The sequence below is a fragment of the uncultured Streptococcus sp. genome, assembly GCF_963516575.1.
In the GTDB taxonomy this organism is placed as follows: Bacteria; Bacillota; Bacilli; order Lactobacillales; family Streptococcaceae; genus Streptococcus.
The window spans coordinates 18191-42243 of the sequence record NZ_CAUQCP010000002.1; the positions used below are offsets into that span (position 1 = coordinate 18191).

Below are 24053 nucleotides of genomic sequence, written 5' to 3' on the forward strand. Positions count from 1 at the left end.
ACTCCATCCTTTTCACTTATTTTGTCAAGGTAGCGTAAATCTCTTCTACCAAAGCCTCTGTATTTTCCCAACCTAGACAAGGATCGGTAATAGAGCAACCAAAGACCTCTGGTTGGTTTTGACGACCATCTGCTAGGTAGGATTCAATCATAAAGCCTCGAACTGTCTTTTTGATTTTCTCATTCCAATCACGATTTTGCAAGGTCTGGCGAACAATTCGAATCTGCTCCATATATTGCTTGCCTGAGTTATCATGGTTGGTGTCAATGAGGATAAAAGGATTTTCAAGTCCCATTGCCTCATAACGTTCAATAGCATTTAGCAAAGTTTCGTAGTAAAAGTTAGGCTCATTTTTCCCATATTCATTGATTGCGCCACGAAGGATGACGTGGGCCAAAGGATTTCCTGAAGTCTCAACTTCTTGACCATGGAAGAGGAAGGTCTGTTTGTTTTGAGCGGCATAGATACCGTTAAACATAACACCAAGATTTCCTGAGGTTGGATTTTTCATCCCTACTGGTGCATCAATCCCTGAGGCCACAAAGCGGTGCTCTTGGTCTTCCACAGAACGAGCTCCTACAGCATGGTAGCTGACCAAATCATCTACCAAGACCAGATTTGACGGATAAAGCATCTCATCTGCCGTTGTCAAACCAGTCTCTGTAATCACGCGGTAGTGCAACTGGCGCACAGCCTGCAAGCCATTAATCAGACTTGGAGCCTTAGAAGTATCTGGCTGGTGTACCAAACCTTTATAACCGTCTCCATTGGTGCGAGGTTTAGCAGTATAAACACGCATAACCATGAAAATCTTGTCCGCCACCTTCTTTTGCAAGGCAGATAAACGGCGGGCATATTCCAAGACAGCCTCTTCATTGTCAGACGAGCAAGGACCAATCACCAAAAGGATTCTATCATCTTCTCCTGAAATGATGTCTGCCAATTCTCTATCACGACGCTCCTTTAGTCGCAAGGCTTCCGCAGACAATTGGGTTTCTGCCTTGATTGCTTCAATATCGATTTCTTGACCTTTTTCAATAAATGCCATACTATTCTCCTAGCGTTTGGTAGATTTCTCTGACAAGGGCTTCTGTATTTTCCCAGCCAAGGCAAGGGTCTGTGATCGACTTGCCAAATACTTCTGGTTCGTTTTGACGGCCGTCTTCTAGATAAGACTCAATCATAAAGCCACGAACGTACTGCTTGATTTTTTCATTCCAATCACGGTTAATCAAGGTCTGGCGGACAATTCGAATCTGATCCATGTATTTCTTACCAGAGTTGTCATGATTGGTATCCACGATGATAAAAGGATTTTCCAAGCCCATTTTCTCATACTGGGCAATGGTATCCATCAAATTATCATAGTAGTAGTTGGGAATATTCTTACCATACTCATTGGTCGCTCCACGAAGAATGGCGTGTGAAAGCGGGTTCCCAGTTGTTTCCACTTCTTTTCCTAGGAAAAGGAAGCTTTGTTTGTTTTGAGCAGCATAAATCCCATTAAACATGACATTGAGATTTCCAGAAGTTGGATTTTTAAAACCAGTCGCAAAATCTGCTCCACTTGCTACAAAGCGGTGTTGCTGGTCTTCAACTGAACGGGCACCAACTGCCATGTAAGAAATCAAATCATCCACAAGCGGAAGATTTTCAGGATAAAGCATTTCGTCAGCTGTCGTCATACCTGTTTCCGTAATGACACGATAGTGAAGATGGCGAACTGCTTTGATTCCGTTGATAAGACTAGGCGCTTCTGTCGCATTAGGCTGGTGAATCAAGCCCTTATAACCATCTCCATTGGTACGGGGTTTTGCAGTGTAAACACGCATGACCATAAAGATACGGTCTGCCACTTCTTCTTGCAAAACTGCTAAACGCTTAGCGTACTCAAGAACAGCTTCTTCATTGTCAGATGAGCATGGCCCGATTACCAAGAGAATCCGTTGGTCTTCTCCACGTATAATGGCTTCTAGCTCTTGATCGCGCTGTGATTTTCTCTCCAAAGCTTGGCCTTCTAATTTTGATAAGGCACGAACTTCTTCAATATTAATTTTAGGACTTTTTGCTGTAAATACCATAACTCATCTCCTTATAAAGCAAACGGATACCAAGTAAAAATTTACTTTTCACAAGGTATCCGCCTCTAAACTATCTCATTTTATTGTCTTTTACCGTGACAGTTTTTAAACTTCTTACCAGAACCACATGGGCAAAGTTCATTCCGTCCAATCTGGCTCAAATCCAAATCTTCTGGCATGTTTGCTTGGTGGGCAGCGATATTGCGAGTCGCTGTTGTACTGATATGGTGTTCTGCTTGTGGTCTTTCTTGTTCATGAATTTGTGCTTTCATCATCAAACGTGTCACATCAAACTCAATCGAACCAATCATGTCATTAAACATACGGAAACCTTCTGCCTGATACTCAACAACTGGGTTGTTCTGAGCATAGCCACGAAGTCCAACCGCGTTACGCAATTGATCGAGGGCATCGATATGATCTGTCCACTTGTTATCTACCACTCGTAGAATCAAAACTTTTTGGAATTCTTTGACTGCTTCTTCATCGCGTAGTTTTGAAACCTGACTATCGTAAACTTGCAAGGCACGTTGGAAGAGCTCTTCCTTGATTGCCTTATCAGACAAACCTGACAAGTCTTCAATCGTAATAGAATCCTCAGGAAGCAAGTTGTACTTAGCAAAGTTCAAAATTGCTTCTAGTTTTTCATCTTGTTTGGCACGCGCATGACCATCAACAACACGTTCAATCGTACGTTTGATCATAGCCTGAATTTCAGGTGCCAAATCACGGTCTGCAGTGATAACATCGTAACGTTGAGCATAGATAATCTCACGTTGTTCACGCATGACATCGTCGTATTGAAGGACTTGTTTACGGGTATCATAGTTATTACCTTCGACACGTTTTTGAGCCGCTTCAACCTGACGCGTCAACATACGAGACTCAATCGCCTCTTCAGACATGTTCAAACGTTCAAAGATTCCCTTCAAGCGTTCAGAACCAAAACGTTTCATCAAATCATCTTCAAGAGAGAGGTAGAATTGTGACTCACCTGGGTCTCCTTGACGACCTGAACGTCCACGAAGCTGGTTATCGATACGACGGCTTTCATGACGTTCTGTACCAATAACACAAAGTCCACCCAATTCGCGAACCCCTTCACCAAGCTTGATGTCAGTACCACGACCGGCCATGTTGGTTGCGATGGTAACAGCACCACGTTGACCAGCATTCATGATGATTTGGGCTTCTTTATAGTGGTTTTTGGCATTCAAGACTTCGTGAGGAACGCCAGCTGCGACTAATTTCTTAGAAATGTAGTCACTAGTTTCAACCGCTACTGTACCAACCAAGACAGGCTGACCCTTTTGGTAACGAGCCTTAACGTCTTCGACAACCGCCTTAAACTTAGCCTCGATACTTGCATAAAGAAGGTCTGAGTGGTCAATACGTTGAACAGGACGGTTTGTTGGGATTGGAATAACACGAATGTTGTAAATTTCACGGAATTCTTCTTCCTCAGTCTTACCTGTACCCGTCATACCAGACAATTTCTTGTACATACGGAAAAGGTTTTGGTAAGTGATTGAGGCAGATGTCTTGGTTTCATCCTGAATTGGCACACCTTCTTTGGCTTCAATGGCTTGGTGCAAGCCATCAGAATAACGACGACCCTCCATAGTACGACCTGTAAATTGGTCGACAATCAAGATTTCTTGCTCTTCGCTCACCACATAGTCAATATCGAGAAGCATGATGTAGTTGGCACGAAGGGCATTATCGATAAAGTGAGTCAGAGCTACGTTTTCGATGTCATAGAGGTTTTCAAGTTTGAAGTAGCTTTCAGCCTTGTCAATCCCTGAATCAGACAAACCAATAGTCTTAGACTGCACATCGATGATGTAGTCGTCTTTGTCCAAAGATTTTACATAGTGGTCTGCCATGTGGTAGAGCTGACTGGTTTCAACTGCATTAGCACCTGATACGATCAAAGGTGTACGGGCCTCGTCAATCAAGATTGAGTCAACCTCATCGACCAAGGCATAGTTAAGCGGACGTTGTACCATGTTTTCAGCGCGAACGACCATGTTATCACGAAGGTAGTCAAATCCGATTTCTGAGTTGGTTGAGTAGGTAATATCACACTCATAGGCTTCTTTTTTCTCCATTGGAGATTTGGCAGCCAAGTTAATCCCTACTGACAAGCCAAGCCATGAGTACAATTCACCCATCTCAGTCGCGTCACGTTCGGACAGATATTCATTGACCGTAACTACGTGAACCCCTTTACCTGAAAGGGCATTGAGGTATACTGGCATAGTCGCAGTCAAGGTTTTCCCTTCCCCTGTACGCATCTCTGGCACGTCACCATGGTGAAGAACGATTCCCCCCATGACCTGAACCTTATAAGGGAAGAGACCTAGGACACGTTTGGCACCTTCACGGACAACCGCAAATGCTTCATAAAGCAATGAATCCAGTGATTCTCCATTTTGATAACGTTCTTTAAATTCAACTGTTTTTGCTTTTAGTTGGTCGTCAGTCAAAGCAGCCATTTGGTCTTCGTATTTGAAAACCTTGTCAGCCATCTTTTCCAGACGACGGATTTCTCCTTTATCATTTTCGATAATTGTTTTTAAAATATTAGCCATGTTTTTCCTTACTTTAAATTCCGAATATTTTAGAATGTTCTTTTAATTTTAGCACAATTACTGATTATTTTCAAGGAAGAATCCCCATTTTGAAAAGGAAAAAGAGGCTAGTTTCCAAGCTAACCTCTCTGACTTTTATGATACTTTAATTGCCAAAAATCGGCAAAATCGCAAATAGGATAAATAGATTAATCCAAAGAGAAAAACAGCAGATCAATCCAAAAACAAAGAGACTGACTTTCTTGGACAGCAAGGCCATCAAAATCGACAGAATTCCAAAAACTAGTAAAACTTTCTGCATGATTAAGAGATTGATAGATATTCCCAGAACTGGTTTATCCCAAGGAAGAAAGAAGAAAGCCAGCCAGATCAGCAGAACTAAACCAATATAGAATTTAGAATATTGTGTAATAAATGATTTTAGATGTGCCATAAGCTACCTCCTAGGATTGTATATCTTTTGAATACTGTATATGCCCATTTTCGACAACTAATACATCTGTACAAAGATCTGAAATATCTTCCGATATGTGCGACGTCAGGATAACCAAACCATTTTCTTTTTTCAGATAAGATAAAATAACCTGTTTTGTCAATCTCACACTCTTCTCATCTAAAGCATTCATGGGTTCATCGAGAAAGAGTATAGATGGTTCGGCAATAAAGGCTTGAATCAAAGCCATTTTTTGCTTTGTTCCTAAGGATAAATGACGGTATTCAACGTCTTCAAATTCCTGTAAATCATAGTATTGAATCCAATAGGCAATTCTTTTTTCCGTAACTTTAGATGAAAAATATCTTAACAGTTCCAAATTTTCTCTCAGTGATAAATGAGATAGAAACTCTACCTTTTCAATTAAAATCCCTGCATCCTGAATATAATGATTTTTCACCCCGTAAACTTTGCCATCTTGAAGAACTTTTCCTTTGTCAAGCTTAATATAACCAGCAAGTACCTTTAAAAGAACCGTCTTGCCAGATCCATTATCACCTTTAAGGCCATAAATTTTTCCTGATTGAAAGACCAGATTTAACTCATTTAAAATAGGTCTTTTCCCGTAATTTTTCTGTCCATTTATAATTTCAAGTCTCATCGTTTATCCTTTCTTAAATTTCTCTTCCAAGCGACTAACAATCAACACAACTAATAAACTTAAGAGTACTAAATACATTGTTACAATATGATCCATCATCCATTCTTGTCCCACAAATGCTAAAAAATAGAGAAAAAAGGAAAAACCAGCGCCCACACTAATAAGTGCTATCAGATAAGACAGTAGTAAGTACAAAATCATTAACTGAGCAAGTAAAAAGAAGAGTGTGACTGTTTTGAAATGAATTCCTAGAGGAAGTAAACCAAGAAACCAGACAAATAAATCTTGAATAAAAAATTTAGAGATGACAATCAATCGTTTCCTTGTATAATCGAAAAAGGAGCTTGATTGATAGCGAATCAAGTGATGGTAATGGTCTGCCAAATCACTTTCAAGCAAAATAACAGAGAGCCATCCTACCATGAAAAGCGAAAGGTTTAACAAGAGTTTGGGGATTTCTAAATTCGCTTCAGAATAGTCATTATAGGAAAAGATTGAAATCAATTCTCTCTTGAAAAAGAGAAAAACATCCTGCTTTTGAACCGCTGTTGACAATAGATAGTTTATCAAAATCATAATCAGAACTATACGAAGTAGTAAAACAATCTTTCTCTTTAGCAAAATATTGTTAAAATTCTTAAACATTATCTTCATATTTTTCAAGCACCATATAAGGGACAATATAAAGGATATAAGGAGTAAAGAGTTTCATCAAACTGACATCCCCATAGCTAGCTTGCATCAAACTCGTCATAGGAACCATATAGTAAGGCAAGGCACTATAGAGTAACATAGAACCAAGCCAAAGAAACATCAAATAGGCGATTGCCGAACGAGTCACATTCCCTAAATAATCAACTATTTTTAAAAAATAGACCGTATTGATGAAAATACCGATTAGAAGGACACAAGTAAAGAACAAATAGCTTGTTATCTCTCCATCTAGGAGTCTTTGTAAACTACTCCCATCAGAAAATAGAGATTTCCATTCCAGAGGCGAAAAAGTCCCAAAGAAATAGGTTAAAATTGCAATTATCAGCACAGTCACTAAATATATCAAGCAAGGGATACTTGCAACTTGCAAAATCAACTTTCTTTTTAACCCTTGATAACTCACTTCTCTTCCAATACTCAATCGTAAAACTTTATTTTTCAGCTGAATGTATTGAAAACCTAGCAAAACAATGATGATTGGAATAATAAATGATTGATAAAAACCTAGATTGAACTGGAGAATACGAAAATCTAATGCTGATTTTAATAAGTCATTTTTAATTGCTTGTCCATCAAATTTGGCTAGGTCAGGTGCATGAATATCAAAAAAGAAATAAGTCATCAAAACATCACGATAAACCAAAGCAAGAAAAAGCAAAGTAAGCAAGACATAAACAAATTTATGCCTTGCCAAAGTTAAGAGAGGAATCTTCATAAATTATACCTACTTTACGAATTAGTTTGGTGACCAACTACCTGAAATGGCAGCTGATAAATCCCACCAATTTTGTCTTGCCATATCTGCTGCATAAACATAGCCAACCGTTGCCCAATTCCCATGAGTTGAACGAGTACCACAGGTTGTTAACGATTCTCCACTACGAGCTTCTCCATTAGAATTTACTATACGATGCTTAACAGTCATGGGATGTAAATTTCTACAAGGATTTAAGTTCATGATATATTCCGCATCTTCATTTTCTTTGGTCAAATAACCTGTTCTCTCATAACTGGTAGTAATAACAAAATTACTAAAAGCACCTATCTGATTTGCCTCTACGAAAGTAGTTCCAACAGCACTTATCATTAAAACAGGAATAACCATTTTTAATAATTTTTTAGTTTTCATTTTTTCTGTTTCCTTTCATTTTTTATTCAAGAAGATTCCTTATAACTTCTATTTTAAATATAGATTTATTCTAGACGATGATATATCATACAAATTCCTCCTTTACTTACTATGTATAGACTCTAATTTCTTTATCCCCAAAACCACGTTTCAAACCAGATAAGTGGAATCCAACTCCAAATCAAGGATATAATAAATCCAGAGTTTTTCGGTAAATTCTTCAAATATTTTTTAAATCCCATGACTTTTTTCCTCCTTTTTTGATATAATAATACCACCTTTTTCTACGTTTTTTATAAATGTAGAAAATATTCACATTTGCCTAGGAGGAACAATATGAGATGGGATTATGGACAAATTTTTAAAGAAATTCGAAAGTCAAAAGGATTGACCCAACAAGATGTATGTGGACAAGTCATACATAGAACAACTCTAACAAATATTGAACACGGTAAAGTTATTCCCAGTTTTGAAAACATGGTATTTCTTCTTGAACAAATTGATATGAGCTTAGCAGAATTCAAGTATATATGCAACGAATACCATCCTAGTAAAAGACGAAACATTATTGTAGAGAGCCAAAATCCGTCTACTTTTCAAGATACTAGAAAAATGGTTGAACTCACTGAGAAGTGTCAAAAATATCTTAAGACACATCACGATGTTCCTATTCAAAATATCTATCGTCATACAAAAATTGTCACAGAGTTACGAACTAAAGGATTCAAAAACAACCACGTCTTGAAAGATTTGTATGAAGAAATTTGGGACTATCTTGAACCTATGGATACATGGTACATTAGTGATTTGAAATTGCTTGGAACCATTCTCTTTTTCTTTCCTTCTGAAAATCTTCTCCTTCTTATTGATAGAATCATGAAAACCATCGAAAAATATAAATATTTCCGAGAAACAAAAGTATTTTTATCATCTTTTTTAGCTAATCTCTCCACTGTATATTTTCAACATCATTTACTCAAAGAATGTGAAACAATCACCCTACAACTTTTGGTATTAGCAGAAGAATTAAAAATATATGATATTCTTGGATTTTCTCAAGTACGCTTGGGAATACTGCAACATAACTCCGATTTGATTGATAAAGGAATCACTTTATTACGACTAACCAAAGAAGAGGCATTAGTTAAATTACTCGAAAAAGAAATTAATGATTTTTCAAACCTATAATTTGTAATAACTCTCATCATTTTATTATAGCAAATCGAAATAGAATGCGAACGAATCAATTAAGGCATCTAAAGCATTTTTTTCCAATGTTTTATAAGTTGTATTGTATTATTTCATATTCAATCCACTATACAAGATGAATATTTCTCTCAAGTTTCATAATCAAAATAAAAACGACTGTATCTATAGCCGCATAAATAAATCATAGATATAGTCATTTTTTAGTTCCTACCCTTTTCTTAATTCACACCTTTAGACTTCCCGAGTTCCCGTCTCAAGCGAAACATTTTTTTGAAAAAGATATAGTCTAACCAGTCACTGCCTAGAGATAAGACTATCAAAAGCAACCAAACACCCCAAGTACTAGCATCTGATTCATGATTTAGAACAAAAGGGAAAAATAAGAATGAAAAAATTGTCATATCCAAGCTAAACAGAGCTAAAAGGGAAATATAAATCCAGTAAAAATAGTAGAAGATTGGGAAAATTTTACTGTTTCTGTCAGCATTGTCTATCCAATAGAAAAAATATAAACAAGGAAATAAGAGTATCAAATGAAACCAATTAAACGACAGTTTCATCATCGACACCTCCTCTTTGAAATTGTTTTCTTTAGTTTCGTTCTATTAAATGTTATTACCAATATAAATCAATGCCTTCCACCTTTAGACTTCCCTAGTTCTCGTCTCAAGCGAAGCATTTTTTTGAAACAGAAATAAGTTAACCTATTCAGACCAATAGCTAGCAGAATAAAAAGAAACCAAATGCACCATAACTTGATATCTGTCAAATTTCTCAAGACGATATTGAAAAACAGAACTGAAAAAACTGTCCAAGCAAGGCTAAAAAGAGCATAGAGGGGGATGTAAAACCAGTAAAAATAGTAAAAAATTGGGAAAAATTTACTATCTCTATTGTCCTTTTCAATCCAGCTGAAAAAGTAAAACCAGGGAAATAAGATTATCAATTTAAACAAATGTTTCATCATCGACACCTCGATTTGATAGCGTTTTCTTCAACTTCATTCTATCAAAAAAATCTGGAAATGTCATTCCAGATTCTACTTTTTTATTTACGTTTTCTTGCGATGAGATGGATTGGTGTTCCCTCAAAGACAAAAGCCTTGCGGATTTGATTTTCCAAGAGTATAAATCAATGTCTTCCACCCTTAGACTTTCCTAACTCCCGTCTCAAACGAAACATTTTTTTGAAGAAGATGTAGTCTAGCCAGTCACTGCCTAGAGATAGGACTATCATCAGCAACCAAACACCCCAAGCACTCATATCTGACACATGTTTGAGAACAAGAGGGAAAAATAAGAATGAAAAAATTGTCAGATCCAGACTAAACAGAGCTAAAAGTGAAAAATAAACCCAGTAGAAATAGTAGATGATGGGGAAAAACTTACTGTTTCTATCAGCATTATCTATCCAATAGAAAAAGTAAAAGCAAGGAAATAAGAGTATCAATTGATTAAACGACAGTTTCATCATCTACACCTCGCTTTGATAGCGTTTTCTTCAATTTCATTCTATCAAAAAAATCTGGAAATGTCATTCCAGATTCTACTTTTTTATTTACGTTTTCTTGCGATGAGATGGATTGGTGTTCCTTCAAAGACAAAGGCCTTGCGGATTTGATTTTCCAAGAAACGCAGGTAAGAAAAGTGCATGAGTTCTTCTTCATTAACAAAGATGACAAAGGTTGGTGGTTTGGTTGCCACTTGGGTCGCATAGAAGATCTTAAGACGTTTCCCTTTGTCTGTTGGTGTTGGATTGATAGCAATAGCATCCATAATGACATCGTTCAAGACAGCTGATGGGATACGTGTGTTTTGACTTTCACTGATTTGCTTGATCATCTCAGGAAGTTTGTGGAGACGTTGCTTGGTCAAAGCGGATACAAAGATAATCGGTGCGTAAGGCAGGTATTGGAACTGCTCACGGATATCTTCTTCCCAGTTTTTCATAGTGTGGTTGTCTTTTTCAAGCGTATCCCACTTGTTGACCACGATAATCATCCCTTTACCAGCTTCATGGGCAAATCCTGCGATACGCTTGTCGTATTCACGGATGCCTTCTTCCGCATTGATGACCATTAAGACCACATCTGAACGGTCAATAGCACGCATGGCACGCATGACAGAGTATTTCTCAGTATTTTCATAGACCTTACCAGACTTACGCATACCAGCCGTATCAATCATGGTAAACTCTTGACCATCTGCATCGGTAAAGTGGGTATCAATGGCGTCACGCGTTGTTCCAGCAACAGGACTGGCAATGACACGGTCTTCTCCCAAAATAGCATTGATCAAGCTTGATTTTCCAACATTGGGACGACCAATCAAGCTAAACTTAATGACATCTGGATTTTCTTCTTCATATTCATTTGGAAGATTTTCTACAATAGCATCTAGCACATCCCCTGTACCGATACCATGGACAGATGAGATAGGCAGTGGTTCACCCAAACCAAGAGCATAGAAATCATAGATATCATTTCGCATCTCAGGGTTGTCCACCTTGTTGACTGCGAGGATAACTGGTTTGTGTGTCTTATAAAGCTTACGAGCTACATATTCGTCTGCATCGGTAATCCCTTCCTTACCAGACACGACAAAGACGATAACATCGGCTTCTTCCATGGCAATTTCTGCCTGGTGCTTGATTTGTTCCATGAAAGGAGCATCGACATCGTCGATTCCTCCTGTATCAATCATGCTAAAAGAGCGATTGAGCCACTCACCCGTTGCATAGATACGGTCACGTGTCACTCCTTCAACATCTTCTACAATGGAGATTCGCTCACCAGCGATCCGATTAAATAGGGTTGATTTCCCAACATTGGGACGTCCTACAATGGCAATAGTTGGTAGGGCCATAATTTCTCACTTTCTACAATAACTTCTTCTGCTCAAGATTTTTTCTAGTTGAGCTTGGTTCAGCTTGACCAAACTGTTCTGCTAGGCGCTGACTCCATGTAGTCGTCGCACGCGCCCCTGCATAGTCCGCCTGTACACGGTCGTAAGCTTGGATTGCCTCAGTTGACTGTTCTTGGTATTCCTCCTCAAAGACAACATTCTCTAGTGGCAGTCTTGGTTTCACATCATGATGTTGATTTGGTACACCTAGTGCCATCCCAAAGACAGGATAGGTGTAGTCAGGCAGGTTAAAGAGCTCTGCTACTTCTTCTGACTTGTAACGCACCAATCCAATAATGACACCACCATAACCCAAACTTTCAGCTGCCAGCAGGGCATTTTGACCAGCAAGAGCCGCATCGACTGAACTAATCAAGATGCCTTCCACCCCTTGAGGTTGGAATGAATCCGTATGAAGTCGTGCTCCCTTTTCTGCTCGGTTCAAATCTCCGACAAAGAGAAGAAAAACAGCAGACTGGCGAATGGCTTCTTGAGGCACCAATTCATACAGAGCATCTTTCTTTTCTTGACTTCGTACCACAATCACAGAGTAGGATTGAAAATTCTTCCAAGACGAGGCCATCTGGGCTGCTGTCAGGATTTCCGTCAAGTCTTCCTGAGGAAGGGCTTGCTCTTTAAACCTGCGCACTGAAGTGTGAGCCTTCATTAATTTGATTGTTTCTGTCATCGACGGTTTACTCCTTCTAAACGAGTCTCCTCAGCCAAATAACGGATGCGTTCCATGACGCGTCTGGCTTCCCAGGTTTCGTCATTTCCATGCTTCCCTTTAGCGAAATGCTGCTCCAATTCTTCAAAGTTGAAGTTGGAGGTGAAAAAAGTCGGTAAATTTTCCTGCATCCGATATTGAAGAATGACTTGCAGGATTTCATCACGTACCCAAGCTGTTGATTGCTCGGCACCAATATCATCTAAAATCAGGACTTCAGAAAGCTTAATCTCATCCACCAAGGTCTTAACATTACCATCACCGATAGCATTTTTGACATCAATGACAAAGCTAGGATAGTGGAGAAGAGTGGATGAAACACCACGTTTTTCTGATAAATCATGAGCTAAGGCAGCTACCATGAAACTTTTGCCCACACCAAAATCTCCATACAAGTAAAGACCTTTTCGAATAGTTGGATATTGTTCCACGAAGGCTAATAGCTTTTCAAAAACTGGCAAGCGACCCAAATCATCCAAGTCAACTTGAGCTAAACTAGCTTTCCTGAGACTGGCTGGCAGATTGATTAACTTGAGACGGTTCTTAATAGCCGCTTCTTTTTCTGCTGCGATTAGTTCAGGAGTTTCTTCATAAGAAACGTCCGCATAGCCATGATTCATAACCAAAATCGGCTTGTAGCCTTTGGCAATATAATCCGTATCACCACGGAGAAACTTGTCACGCTCGGTGATGTACTGATTAAACTTGGAGATACTGCGATTTAATTCCTCTGGAGTAAGGGATTCTTGCTGGATAAAGGCCGCAACATCAGGGTCCTTCATGATTTTCTGGACCAAATCTTGATAATGAAAACGGCTAGGTTGACGTTTGAGTACGTCTCCGACACTTTCCATCTAATCTCCTCCTTTTTCTAATCGAGCTAATAGTTCTTGTTTCTTACGTTCTAGTTCCAGACGAGTTTCCTCGCTGGTTTCATTTTTATAATCTGGATTGCTCCACTTGGGTACATTGGACTTGGCAGGACTGGGTTTACTGCTTTTTTGAGCCTGACTCTTTTGCCCACGTTCACGGATGCGCAAGACTGCCTCTTCTGCCGAATGAATCTTTTGATAGGCATAGTCATTGGCTACCTTCATGGCATATTTCTCATTGATATTTGCCGAATCAACCTTATTAAAGGTTAACAAGAGAATGATATTGATGACTTCGTCCAGCAAGCCCAAGCCAGCCATCTGTTGCAAGAGGTCTCTTTCTGTTTGGGTAATGGTTCCCTTGCGTGTCTGCTTGATTTCTGCCAAAAACTGCAGGGCAGTTTTACTTTTGGCTTCCTTGATAATGGTTGCTTCCTTAGGACTAAAGTCAGAGGAAACAGGTTTTTGAGCGATTTTTTCCCGCATGCGTTTGGTTGAAATAACCTGGGAAACAGCTGTTGACTTGGCCAATTGATAAGTTTCAAACCAAGTCCATTTCTTCTCCTCGGCAATTGCAAAGAGGTTCAAGACATCGGACTGCTCATCTGCAAAACGAAGCCCATCTCGAGCCATAAGCTGACGAAAATGTTCCAAGTCAAAATCGTTGGCCACTTTCTTCTTGAGACCAAGGTCTTCTTGACTTCCCAGTTCTGCCAAGTCTGGAAAGACTTGATTGAGTGAGACAGGTATTTCTTCTCCCTCAGCACTCTCAACTTTCAAATCCTCCACAGCTGCATCACCAATCTTCTTCTCCAAGAGTCTGCGATAAACAGGATGTTCCAAGAAGTCCTGACTAGATAGAGGAGCATGGAGGGCTAGCTGATAGGTATCCCCTTTTTGATAGAGGGTCAAGAGATTGAAAGCAGATAGGATTTTCAAGGATTTTATCAGTCTGTCCATCCCAAAGTTGAGATGATTGAGGATACTTGAAAAAAGATATTCCTTTCTGCCATTATCCCAAAAACTAATCGTATAAAGATAAAGGCTCAGTGCCTCCTGACCGATAATCGGGAGGTAGCACTGTACCAGAGATGAGGTATCTTGCGACACCCGATTATTCTTTAGATAAGAAAAACGGTCAATTGGCTTCATTTATCTTTCCTTTTTCTTTTTAGAGGACTGGGTGATTTGTTGGAGCAAGCTCTCTAACTCACTGACATCCTTAAAACTACGATAGACACTGGCAAAACGTACATAGGTAATCTCATCTAACTCAGCCAACTCCTCCATAACGAGTGACCCAATGTCCTCACTTTGAATTTCATTTTCATTTCGACCACGGAGTTTCTGTTCGATACGATTGACTACCATGTTGATTTCATCACTTGACACAGGACGTTTCTGGGCTGAGCGGATAATCCCATTAAAGATTTTATCTCTGGAGAATTGTTCCCGTGTGCCATCTTTTTTAACAACCACTAAGGTTCTTTCTTCTACCCGTTCGTAGGTTGTAAAACGGTGCTGGCATTCATCGCACTCACGTCTTCTACGAATGGTGTTCCCTTCTTCTGCTTGGCGACTATCGATAACACTTGACTTGGTAGCCCCACATTTTGGACAACGCATCCTTTCCCTCCTTATCGTTTTCTTTTCATTATACCATTTTTTAAACGATTCCCAAAACAATTCTTCTTTTTGCTTGACAAGTTTTTTGTTTTGTTGTATTATTTAATTAAGACAAAAGGATAGGAGAAAGGAGACCAAGATGTCCTGGACATTTGACAACAAAAAACCCATCTATTTACAGATTATGGAGAAAATCAAGCTTCAGATTGTTTCCCATACACTGGAACCCAATCAACAACTTCCAACCGTGAGAGAGCTAGCTAGCGAGGCGGGTGTCAATCCAAACACCATCCAAAGAGCCTTGTCAGACCTTGAACGAGAAGGATTTGTCTACAGCAAGCGAACAACTGGACGATTTGTGACTGAGGATAAGGAGCTAATCGCCCAATCGCGCAAACAATTATCGGAAGAAGAATTGGAACACTTCGTTTCCTCCATGACCCATTTTGGCTATGAAAAAGAAGAACTACCAGGCGTAGTCAGTGATTATATTAAAGGAGTTTAAACCTATGTCATTACTAGCATTTGAAAATGTATCCAAATCTTATGGAGCAACCCCAGCCCTTGAAAATGTTTCCCTTGACATCCCAGCTGGAAAAATTGTTGGTCTCCTTGGCCCAAATGGCTCAGGAAAAACAACCCTGATTAAACTAATCAATGGCCTCTTACAACCAGATCAAGGACGTGTCCTTATCAACGACATGGACCCAAGCCCAGCAACCAAGGCTATCGTGGCTTATTTGCCGGATACGACCTATCTCAATGAGCAAATGAAGGTCAAAGAAGCCCTAACCTACTTCAAGACCTTCTATAAAGATTTCAATCTTGAACGCGCCCATCATCTACTTGCAGACCTAGGAATTGATGAAAATAGTCGTCTCAAGAAACTATCAAAAGGTAACAAAGAAAAGGTACAACTGATTTTGGTTATGAGCCGTGATGCTCGTCTCTACGTTCTGGACGAACCCATTGGTGGGGTAGACCCAGCAGCTCGTGAGTATATCCTCAATACCATTATCAACAACTACTCCCCAACTTCTACTGTTTTGATTTCTACCCACTTGATTTCTGATATCGAGCCAATCTTGGATGAAATTGTCTTCCTCAAAGATGGAAAAGTCGTCCGTCAAGGTAATGTAGATGACATTCGCTATGAGTCAGGTGAATCCATTGACCAACTCTTCCGTCAGGAATTTAAGGCCTAAGCAAAGGAGATTATTATGTTTTGGAATTTAGTTCGCTACGAATTTAAAAATGTTAACAAGTGGTATTTAGCCCTCTACGCATCCGTGCTCATCCTTTCCGTCCCCCTGGGAATGCAAGGACACTACTATAATTATATATCTTTCAAAGATAGCCAACCTTTCCTATTTATCTTTCTGGCTCTCGTCTTTGGCGGCTTGATAATTACACTTTGGATTTCAACCATTTTCTTGATTATCAAACGCTTCAAAGGTAGTGTCTATGACCGCCAAGGCTATCTGACTTTGACCTTGCCAGTTTCTGAGCACTATATCATCACAGCTAAATTAGTCGGAGCCTTCATCTGGTCTATACTTAGCTCGGCTGTACTGGCTCTAAGTGCTTTTCTTATTGTGACTATAACGGTTCCAGATTGGATGTCACATTATGACTGGTTCCCACTTGTAGGAACATACCTCCCTAAACTCTCTCTTGTGGGGTTATCCTTCCTACTAAATATTATTTCTGGAATCCTCTGCATTTACTTAGCCATTTCCATTGGACAACTGTTCAATGAATACCGTACTGCACTGTCAATTGTAGCCTACATTGGTATCCAAATCGTCATAGGATTTATTGGAGTTTTCTTCAATACCAGTACTAACTTCTATGTCAATTCACTTGCAGGATTTAATGATAATTTCTATATGGGAGCAAGTACATCCATTATCGAGGAACTCATTTTCATAGCTATCTACTACCTCGGAATCTACTATATCTTGAAAAACAAGGTTAATTTGCAATAGTTTCATAATCAAAAAGGATAACATCTCATCGCAGAGAGGCTATCCTTTTTCTTTTATCTCATTTTCTGTCTAACTTTATTTTACAAACGAATCCTTCTAACCAATTAATACTCTTCGAAAATCAAATTTAAACTACGTCAGCTTCACCTTGCCGTATATATGTTACTGACTTCGTCAGTTCTATCTACAACCTCAAAACACTGTTTTGAGCAACCTGCGGCTAGCTTCCTAGTTTGCTCTTTGATTTTCATTGAGTATAAATAACAAAATCTGATTTAAAGGTCTTGTTTAATTTCTCTATTGTGTCACTATCATTATATTCCTTACATATTTTCATAGCTTTGGAACATTCTTTTTTACCTAACTCTATTTGATTCGTTTTTATGAGATAAATACCTTTTAAAAAAAGCAAATAATTCTTTTCAAAATAATATCCTTGTCTGGTAAGTAAATTTTCTAAATCATCTATAAAAAATTGAGCGCTATCTAACAAATTATTTTTTAATAATAATTCTAAATTAAATAAATATAAAGGAATTACTCTATGTGTTCCCATATCTGTTTTTAAAAAATGTCGTGTTTTCTTGATTACCGCTCTATATAGTAAGCTAATGGTTTTAGTGTTCATAAAAAACACCGAATGATAAAAAATTTTTAGTTCATACTCCATCCAATTATCTACAGAAAGCAAGTACTTTATTATCTCATTGCATTTAGATGTATTGTAAGAAAGGTTTGCAAGCCGATTAATCTGTTGTTCAGCAATCAATTTTATGTGATAATTGCATAAGCTTTTCTCCTGCTTTTGTTTTAGCTCTATTTTCTTTATTAGTTCTTGTAACAAAATGATATCTGAAGAGTTCACAGCATGTTCTAATTCTTCAAAAAAACATTCTTTTTTAGAATAATAGCAATGAACTAATTCTTCAAATTCCGAAAATGATATCCCCAGGCGATTTAACAGAAGATAAAAATGATTAATAGATAATTTTGTAATGCCATTTTCGAAACGAGAAATAGTTGATTCACTAATTTCATTACATGATAAATCTTTAAGGCTAAAATTTTTTGAAATACGAATATCCTTTAAAATTGCTCCGAAATTTTCCATAACATACCTCTTCCATTTCTGCAAAAAATAAAACCTGATTTTTTTATTTGTGATATGATTATACAAAAATAAAATAGAAAGGACAATATGATTATGAAAAAAATTTTATTGGCATCAGTTGCTTTACTGAGCCTAGTGTCAACACTAGCAGTAAATAGTCCAGTTTCTGCTCAAGAATCATCCTCTCAAACAACTTATAGTAAGTCAAGTGGAAGTTGGATAAAGTCTGGTAGCCGTTGGTGGTATAAACATTCTGATGGTTCTTATACTACAAATGGATGGGAACAAATAAATGGCACCTGGTACTATTTTGATAATGAAGGTTGGATGAAGACAGGTTGGATTAAAGAATATGGGAAATGGTATTATCTAGATGATAGTGGTGCCATGAAAACAGGATTACAGACTATCGGTGGAAACGAATATTATCTATCTACTAGTGGTGCTATGCAGACAGGTTGGCACAATATTGGAGATGATACTTATTTCTTTGCTAGTAGTGGAGTAAGACAAACGATTAATCGTCGGGCTTTAGTTCTTGGTGAAACATCAACGAGAGCAGTACCTATCGAAGATGTTAATGCTATGGAAAGGGTTTTTAGCAACCAAAACTTTAGTAAAGTTGTTCGTTTCCCTGATAAAACAAAAGCTGAGATTATTGCAAAAATGGAAGAACTTTTCAAATCTTCTAGCGAAAGCGATGTGAACTATCTTTACCTTACTTGTCATGGAGGAAGAGACGGAAGAATCTATCTTGGTAGCGATGGTCAGACATTTTCAGGCTGGGAATTGGCATCTCTACTGAAACAATATAAAGGTAAGTTTGTGGTTATGCTGGATTGTTGCTATTCAGGAACAATTATAGATGTAGGTAAATCAGATGAAAAGGCCGTCTCCAATTCTGAAGAAAGATTTGATGAACAAGCATTTTTGGCAGGATTCTCAACAGGAAATCTAGCAAGTAAGAATGGTGAAATGCTTGATTCTAAATTCCTCGTACTATGTGCCTCTTGGAAAGGTGAAAAATCGTATAGTGCAGTCGGAATAGGTAGTCTTGCCACTAGATACTGGGCAATGGGTACAGGTTGGGATTCACTTCAAAATAGAATGATTTCGCCTATGGCAGACACCAATACTAACGGAAAAATCACTTTAGAGGAACTGTATCAATACTCTTATCCTCTAGTCCTTGAAGCTGCATCAAACAGTAATAAGGAGCAACATGTATCAGTTTATCCTAAAAACAGTCAATTTGTTTTATTCCAAAAATAAGGAGTTAGGAAAATGAAAGTATCAAAAAAAATCACATTATTTGGTTTGTCTTTAGCTGGTCTAGCCTTACTGGCTTTCCCTCATTCAGGGCAGGCATTTGAGCTTAAAGAAGAATGGGTTATTAAGGGTGATGTTTGGTATCAAGATGGCAAAATTCTCCGATTTAATAATGGCAATGAAGTAGATATCAAAGTATTGGATTTGCCAAAAACTGAGAAAATCGAGTGGAAAGTTACTTTAAATGGTCAAGATCAGACTGTCAATTTTCTAGGTCAAGAAAAGGACAAGTCTATGGTCGGTACAGAGGGACGTTACCTTAATTTCTATGTACCTTATGGCTATAGAGGAGATATCAAGGTAGAAGCCAAGAGCGGAAATGAGGTAAAGACCTGGTCCACTAAAGTAGTAGATGATGTATATCATGATGGTGGAAAGAGTAGTTACTTCCGTATTGACGAACCAAATGATCAATACACCTACCTCGATGCCAAATGGGATTATCAAACAAAGACTTACACTGCTACCTTACCAGAGACTGTCAATGGTCAAAAAGTCTATGCTTGGGAAGACGACCATGTAGAATTGAAACTTCAAAAACCAGGAGTTATCAGTCATTCCTACAGGGGGGGAGGAGCCTTCAAAATACTTTATCCGATTGTAAAAGCAGAAAGCTGGCTAAAAAATAATTACAGTGAAAAGTGGTACTATCAAAAACAAGGGCAATTAGTTCAAAATGCTTGGGTTAAGGACAAGGGAACTTGGTACTTTATGAATGATAAAGGAGTCATGTTCAATCAAACTTGGCTCTATCAAGGTGGCAACTGGTATGCCTTTAAATCATCAGGAGCTATGATTGCTAGTGATTGGCTATATGATAATAACTCTTGGTATTACCTAAAAGACTCAGGTGCTATGGCAACAGGTTGGGTGAAAGATAGCGGATCTTGGTACTACCTAAAAGACTCAGGTGCTATGACGACTGGTTGGGTCAAAGATGGCGGTCAGTGGTACTATCTTGATTCAACTGGTAAGATGCTTCACAATACCTACACACCAGATGGTTACTATGTAGATGCCAGTGGCGCTTGGAAATAATCTAAAGTACACATTTTATTCCATCAGCTATTAGTGTACATGCTCAGACTAAATGTTATCATAGCTACAAAAAAACTAGATAATAATACAAAAAGCGAATCGAAACAACAAATTCTGTTTTGTTCGCTTTTTGTGTTCTATTCGAGAAATTATGGAAAAGAATCTCTCTTACTTATTAGACTTTTATTCAATCTAGATTTATAAAAGATAATCTAGATTGAATATTCTATAGAAAATTAAATGCGTTATACCAAACAATGTTTCTTTGTTTTTTATCTCTTTATCTTCCACTATAAAATTAGTGAAATACTATTTTTTATGATATACTAGCGATAATAAATAGTTATCGGTAGGAGAGAGATGTGAGAGAATTTCAATATTTCATAAGTTATTCAAGAGATATTTACTACGAATTTGTAAATAATCTGAATAATACGTTAAATGAAATAGGATTAAAAACCTGGATTGACAAATTTGAAATTAACATTGGAGATGAAATAATTGATAATCTATATACTGTACTCGATAAAAGTGCTGATTATTATGGAATTATTTTTATATTCGATGAAACATTCTTTAACAAAGCATGGTGTATAAAAGAGCTAGATTATGCGATGAAGAAAAGGATTCCTTTTTTTCCAATATTGTATAAAATAAAAAAAGAAGATATTCCTAATGAATATACTTTCTTAAAAAATTATAATTTATTAACGGTATCATCGTTAAAAGAAACTGATTATATCGTAGATCGCTTTATATTGCTGCACTTGAACAATATTATTTGCAGAAATATTTCTAATTTTTCAATTGACAGTTATGTTGGTAATTTTTTATTAGAACAAATTCGACATACTACTGTAAATAGTATTGATGCTATTTTTATCCTAGATAACTTCTCTCAATATTTGAGAAAACAAAAACGGTTGGGGAATTTTAAACTAACACATGAAATCTTGTTTTGTATCGCAATAACTAGACTATTAAAAGAACGTTTATTTAGGAAAGATTTCCAAGGGGAGTACCATTTTAAAATATTGGAAATCATCCAAGAAATATATATTAAGACGTTTCTATAAATGTTCAAAATAGCCTTAGAGAACATTAAACATATAAAACTAAAAAACAGAGATTCACCGAATTGAAATTAAATGGTGAGTCTTCTGTTTTTATTAAAGTAAAAAGCCTTTATATACTGATTTATTATTAAAGTTTATCCATGATGTAAGCATCTCTGATGTGCTTAATGCAATCAATAATAGTTTGAGATAAAATTTCAGGATCTTTTTCTATCAGTAGCTTATCTAGAAAAGGAGTGAGATAAGAATATTTATCAATTTCAGATAAAAGTGTTTGGTATACTTCTAAAGAGCTCCAACCAGTTGAACCTACGGGAATAATAAATCTATTTTGCTTTATAGCCCTGTCAAAATCTTCTAGTACTCCCTTGGATTTAGATAAAGTTCCGTCATAGTATTGATTTCCAAAGACAAATATAACTATACCTGCTTCTGATATCATATTATCTTGGAATCTTTTCTTTGCCGAACTATCAATATGTTTATCGCTACCTTTAATTAATGGGAGAGTTTTAATTTTTAGATATTTCGAAATATCAAGATTTTTATCATTAATAGCGGTCATTACACCATTAATCACCTGTGGTCCTACACCTTCTATATTACCGTTACCTACTATAATTTCATTAGCAATTAATTTATATCCTAAAAGATATAGGAACTCAGTAGCACTATCTTCATCCCATTCTCCATAATTTCTACAACTTCCAGCAATAAATACACTATTAGTTAAACATAACTTATAAGATTGATTAAATAGTTCATCAATCTCATTATAATCTTCAATCAAAATAGTATGAATACCATATCTTTTTAAATCATTTATTTCGTGCTCTTGTTTTATCTTTCCGTATTCTAATTCACTTTCAGGGTCTTGGGAATTTTCAAACATATCAATGGTCAAATTTTTCCTAAAACAATAGTGCATCCTAATATTTTCTCCGATTAATAGTCTAATTTTGCTTAGAATTTGCTGAATATCTGGATCATTTAAACTATATCCTACAAATACAAATGTTTTACTAATCAGATCTCCGCGGAGTGTTTGAATAAAAAGTTTGTGACTCTTATCAAAACTCTCGTAATCATCACGAGTCAATATTGCCTCATAGGGTCTAGAAATATCTCCATGAAATTTATAGACAGTCGCATCAATATTTGGAGGGGTAATTGACAAATCATTATTATCAATCTTGATGTCTACACGTTTTCCAGCTTTCTTCAAATTATCTTCAATTAAGTGGTCATAATTAGTTGTCCAAAAAGTTTCAATAGGCATGCTCGTTAACAGTGTTAGCAAATTATTATCTTTAGAGTCTTTTGTAAATTCTTGTATTAATTTTTGTGAAATCTGATTTTTTGATTGTGCAGAATTTTTGTAATATTGTGCAACTGAAATTAAATCATACTCTTTATCAATATTTAGTCCAATCGAATCAGAAAATTGCCGTAATAATTCTTTCCAGTTTACATAACCTGAGGGAACAGAAAGTCCTGCACCAGCAAAAATTGCTGCATTATTTTCTAACATTGCCGCACTAAAATCAGAAATAAATTGTTTTTTTAGTTTTTTCATCTCTCTCCTACCGATAACTATTTATTATCGCTATACAAAGCACCCAAATAGGTTTATAATAGCATGATTATTGATAAAGGAGATTTTTATGGATTATAAACTTATTTCTACTTACTTAGATTATTGCAAAACTCATAAGCGTTTGAGTTCGCACACGATTCGTGCTTATAAGAATGATCTTATGCAATTTTATAACTCAGACTATGATAATGTCGAATCCTATATAGAACAGTTGACACAATCTAACATAAAAACGAATACATTAAGAAGAAAAATTGCTTGTATGAAGGTGTTTTATAACTATCTAAAATACCAGAACATAATTGAAGAGAATCCCTTCAATCAATTGCGCTTTCAATTTAGAACTGAAAAAGTATTGCCTAAAACGATTCCGTATGACATTCTGAAAAATATTTTTCTATATTTAGAACAGAAAGTAGTTCTATCTAAAACCGATTATCAAAAACAAAAAGCCGAAAGAAATCTACTAATTATTTCCCTTTTACTTTCGACAGGGATCAGAATTTCTGAACTTTGCCACATTCATCTCAAAGATATTAATCTTTCCAACAAGACACTCCATATTATAGGAAAGGGGAAGAAAGAACGTATCCTATTTTTAGGAGATCAAAAAACATTCAATTTATTAGAAACATATACAAATAAAACAAGAAATGAATCAAATGATTTCTTGTTCCCAGGGAAACATTCACTTAAACCATTATCAGAGCAAAGTGTACGTTTAGTAATAAAGAGAATCGTTGAACAAAATAACTTTTCTAGAACTATTACACCGCATATGTTTAGACATAGTTTTGCGACAATGCTTCTAGATAGTGATGTAGATATTCGATACATTCAACAAATTCTTGGACATAGTTCTATATCAATCACACAAATCTATACTCACGTATCTCATTCAAAACAAAAAGAAATACTTAGTTCTTTTAATCCTGTATCAGCGATTCATTCTGATAAAAAATGAA

Annotated in this window: 27 protein-coding genes; 8 read left to right on the plus strand and 19 right to left on the minus strand. The window is 36.9% G+C overall.

Annotated features, from left to right (window positions below; all coding sequences use genetic code 11):
* Positions 1–16: 16 nt before the first annotated feature.
* The 8 genes from RWM06_RS00565 to RWM06_RS00600 form a co-directional block, all read right to left on the minus strand.
* Positions 17–1048 carry a 3-deoxy-7-phosphoheptulonate synthase gene (locus RWM06_RS00565; RefSeq protein WP_261010358.1) on the minus strand — a complete coding sequence of 344 codons (1032 nt, stop codon included), beginning with the start codon at positions 1046–1048 and terminating at the stop codon, positions 17–19.
* 1 nt (position 1049) lies between these two features.
* Positions 1050–2081 (minus strand): 3-deoxy-7-phosphoheptulonate synthase, encoded by a 1032-nt coding sequence (locus RWM06_RS00570; protein ID WP_313969720.1) that lies wholly within the window; start codon positions 2079–2081, stop codon positions 1050–1052.
* Between the two features lie 80 nt (positions 2082–2161).
* Positions 2162–4675: a preprotein translocase subunit SecA gene (gene secA / locus RWM06_RS00575; protein ID WP_313969721.1), complete on the minus strand. Its 2514-nt coding sequence runs from the start codon at positions 4673–4675 to the stop codon at positions 2162–2164.
* Positions 4676–4820: 145 nt separating this feature from the next.
* The gene (locus tag RWM06_RS00580) at positions 4821–5108 is read right to left on the minus strand and encodes a hypothetical protein (protein WP_313969722.1); all 288 of its coding nucleotides are present in this window, start codon (positions 5106–5108) and stop codon (positions 4821–4823) included.
* Positions 5109–5118: 10 nt separating this feature from the next.
* Positions 5119–5769: an ATP-binding cassette domain-containing protein gene (locus RWM06_RS00585; protein WP_061759273.1), complete on the minus strand. Its 651-nt coding sequence runs from the start codon at positions 5767–5769 to the stop codon at positions 5119–5121.
* A 3-nt stretch (positions 5770–5772) separates the two neighbouring features.
* On the minus strand, positions 5773–6414 hold the full coding sequence (locus RWM06_RS00590; RefSeq protein ID WP_061759272.1) for a hypothetical protein: 642 nt from the start codon (positions 6412–6414) through the stop codon (positions 5773–5775).
* Entirely contained in the window at positions 6407–7198 is a 792-nt protein-coding gene (locus RWM06_RS00595; protein ID WP_061759271.1) for a hypothetical protein, read from the minus strand. Before RWM06_RS00595 ends, RWM06_RS00590 begins: the two co-directional genes overlap by 8 nt.
* A gap of 21 nt (positions 7199–7219) precedes the next feature.
* On the minus strand, positions 7220–7612 hold the full coding sequence (locus tag RWM06_RS00600) for a hypothetical protein (protein ID WP_061759270.1): 393 nt from the start codon (positions 7610–7612) through the stop codon (positions 7220–7222).
* Between the two features lie 336 nt (positions 7613–7948).
* Here RWM06_RS00600 and rgg1518 point away from each other — a divergent pair, with 336 nt between their 5' ends.
* Complete coding sequence (rgg1518, locus tag RWM06_RS00605) at positions 7949–8800, plus strand: Rgg/GadR/MutR family transcriptional regulator Rgg1518 (RefSeq protein WP_061759269.1); 852 nt, start codon at positions 7949–7951, stop codon at positions 8798–8800.
* Between the two features lie 239 nt (positions 8801–9039).
* Here rgg1518 and RWM06_RS00610 read toward each other — a convergent pair whose 3' ends face one another.
* The 9 genes from RWM06_RS00610 to nrdR form a co-directional block, all read right to left on the minus strand.
* Positions 9040–9384 (minus strand): hypothetical protein, encoded by a 345-nt coding sequence (locus RWM06_RS00610; RefSeq protein WP_313969723.1) that lies wholly within the window; start codon positions 9382–9384, stop codon positions 9040–9042.
* 65 nt (positions 9385–9449) lie between these two features.
* Positions 9450–9785, minus strand: a complete 336-nt coding sequence (locus tag RWM06_RS00615; RefSeq protein ID WP_313969724.1) for a hypothetical protein — start codon at positions 9783–9785, stop codon at positions 9450–9452.
* The gene (locus RWM06_RS00620) at positions 9769–9966 is read right to left on the minus strand and encodes a hypothetical protein (RefSeq protein ID WP_313969725.1); all 198 of its coding nucleotides are present in this window, start codon (positions 9964–9966) and stop codon (positions 9769–9771) included. The genes RWM06_RS00615 and RWM06_RS00620 overlap by 17 nt, the downstream gene beginning before the upstream one ends.
* A complete protein-coding gene (locus RWM06_RS00625) occupies positions 9953–10294 on the minus strand; it encodes a hypothetical protein (RefSeq protein ID WP_399553520.1) in 342 nt (113 codons plus the stop codon). The genes RWM06_RS00620 and RWM06_RS00625 overlap by 14 nt, the downstream gene beginning before the upstream one ends.
* An 80-nt stretch (positions 10295–10374) precedes the next feature.
* On the minus strand, positions 10375–11685 hold the full coding sequence (gene der, locus RWM06_RS00630; RefSeq protein ID WP_049535011.1) for a ribosome biogenesis GTPase Der: 1311 nt from the start codon (positions 11683–11685) through the stop codon (positions 10375–10377).
* A gap of 13 nt (positions 11686–11698) precedes the next feature.
* A complete protein-coding gene (locus RWM06_RS00635) occupies positions 11699–12412 on the minus strand; it encodes an NADPH-dependent oxidoreductase (RefSeq protein WP_313969726.1) in 714 nt (237 codons plus the stop codon).
* Positions 12409–13305, minus strand: coding sequence for a primosomal protein DnaI (dnaI, locus tag RWM06_RS00640; protein ID WP_313969727.1), 897 nt, complete (start codon positions 13303–13305; stop codon positions 12409–12411). The genes RWM06_RS00635 and dnaI overlap by 4 nt, the downstream gene beginning before the upstream one ends.
* Positions 13306–14475, minus strand: a complete 1170-nt coding sequence (locus tag RWM06_RS00645; RefSeq protein ID WP_313969728.1) for a replication initiation and membrane attachment family protein — start codon at positions 14473–14475, stop codon at positions 13306–13308. It abuts the gene before it with no gap.
* Positions 14476–14949 carry a transcriptional regulator NrdR gene (gene nrdR, locus RWM06_RS00650; protein ID WP_001203672.1) on the minus strand — a complete coding sequence of 158 codons (474 nt, stop codon included), beginning with the start codon at positions 14947–14949 and terminating at the stop codon, positions 14476–14478. It abuts the gene before it with no gap.
* 139 nt (positions 14950–15088) lie between these two features.
* Here nrdR and RWM06_RS00655 point away from each other — a divergent pair, with 139 nt between their 5' ends.
* The 3 genes from RWM06_RS00655 to RWM06_RS00665 are packed head-to-tail and all read left to right on the plus strand — an operon-like array spanning position 15089 to position 16937.
* Complete coding sequence (locus RWM06_RS00655) at positions 15089–15454, plus strand: GntR family transcriptional regulator (protein ID WP_000119150.1); 366 nt, start codon at positions 15089–15091, stop codon at positions 15452–15454.
* Between the two features lie 4 nt (positions 15455–15458).
* Positions 15459–16154: an ABC transporter ATP-binding protein gene (locus RWM06_RS00660; protein ID WP_000054197.1), complete on the plus strand. Its 696-nt coding sequence runs from the start codon at positions 15459–15461 to the stop codon at positions 16152–16154.
* Between the two features lie 15 nt (positions 16155–16169).
* Positions 16170–16937, plus strand: coding sequence for a hypothetical protein (locus RWM06_RS00665; protein WP_313969729.1), 768 nt, complete (start codon positions 16170–16172; stop codon positions 16935–16937).
* 247 nt (positions 16938–17184) lie between these two features.
* Here the strand turns inward: RWM06_RS00665 and RWM06_RS00670 are convergent, their stop codons facing one another.
* The gene (locus RWM06_RS00670; RefSeq protein WP_313969730.1) at positions 17185–18048 is read right to left on the minus strand and encodes a helix-turn-helix domain-containing protein; all 864 of its coding nucleotides are present in this window, start codon (positions 18046–18048) and stop codon (positions 17185–17187) included.
* A 93-nt stretch (positions 18049–18141) separates the two neighbouring features.
* Here RWM06_RS00670 and RWM06_RS00675 point away from each other — a divergent pair, with 93 nt between their 5' ends.
* The 3 genes from RWM06_RS00675 (at position 18142) to RWM06_RS00685 (ending at position 21491) form a co-directional block, all read left to right on the plus strand.
* Complete coding sequence (locus RWM06_RS00675; RefSeq protein WP_313969731.1) at positions 18142–19320, plus strand: caspase family protein; 1179 nt, start codon at positions 18142–18144, stop codon at positions 19318–19320.
* A 12-nt stretch (positions 19321–19332) separates the two neighbouring features.
* On the plus strand, positions 19333–20415 hold the full coding sequence (locus RWM06_RS00680; RefSeq protein WP_313969732.1) for an N-acetylmuramoyl-L-alanine amidase family protein: 1083 nt from the start codon (positions 19333–19335) through the stop codon (positions 20413–20415).
* Positions 20416–20777: 362 nt separating this feature from the next.
* Positions 20778–21491 (plus strand): toll/interleukin-1 receptor domain-containing protein, encoded by a 714-nt coding sequence (locus RWM06_RS00685; RefSeq protein ID WP_003004879.1) that lies wholly within the window; start codon positions 20778–20780, stop codon positions 21489–21491.
* A 127-nt stretch (positions 21492–21618) separates the two neighbouring features.
* Here RWM06_RS00685 and RWM06_RS00690 read toward each other — a convergent pair whose 3' ends face one another.
* Positions 21619–23067 (minus strand): SIR2 family protein, encoded by a 1449-nt coding sequence (locus tag RWM06_RS00690; protein ID WP_313969733.1) that lies wholly within the window; start codon positions 23065–23067, stop codon positions 21619–21621.
* An 88-nt stretch (positions 23068–23155) separates the two neighbouring features.
* Here RWM06_RS00690 and RWM06_RS00695 point away from each other — a divergent pair, with 88 nt between their 5' ends.
* Positions 23156–24052, plus strand: a complete 897-nt coding sequence (locus tag RWM06_RS00695; protein WP_313969734.1) for a tyrosine-type recombinase/integrase — start codon at positions 23156–23158, stop codon at positions 24050–24052.
* Position 24053: the final 1 nt, after the last annotated feature.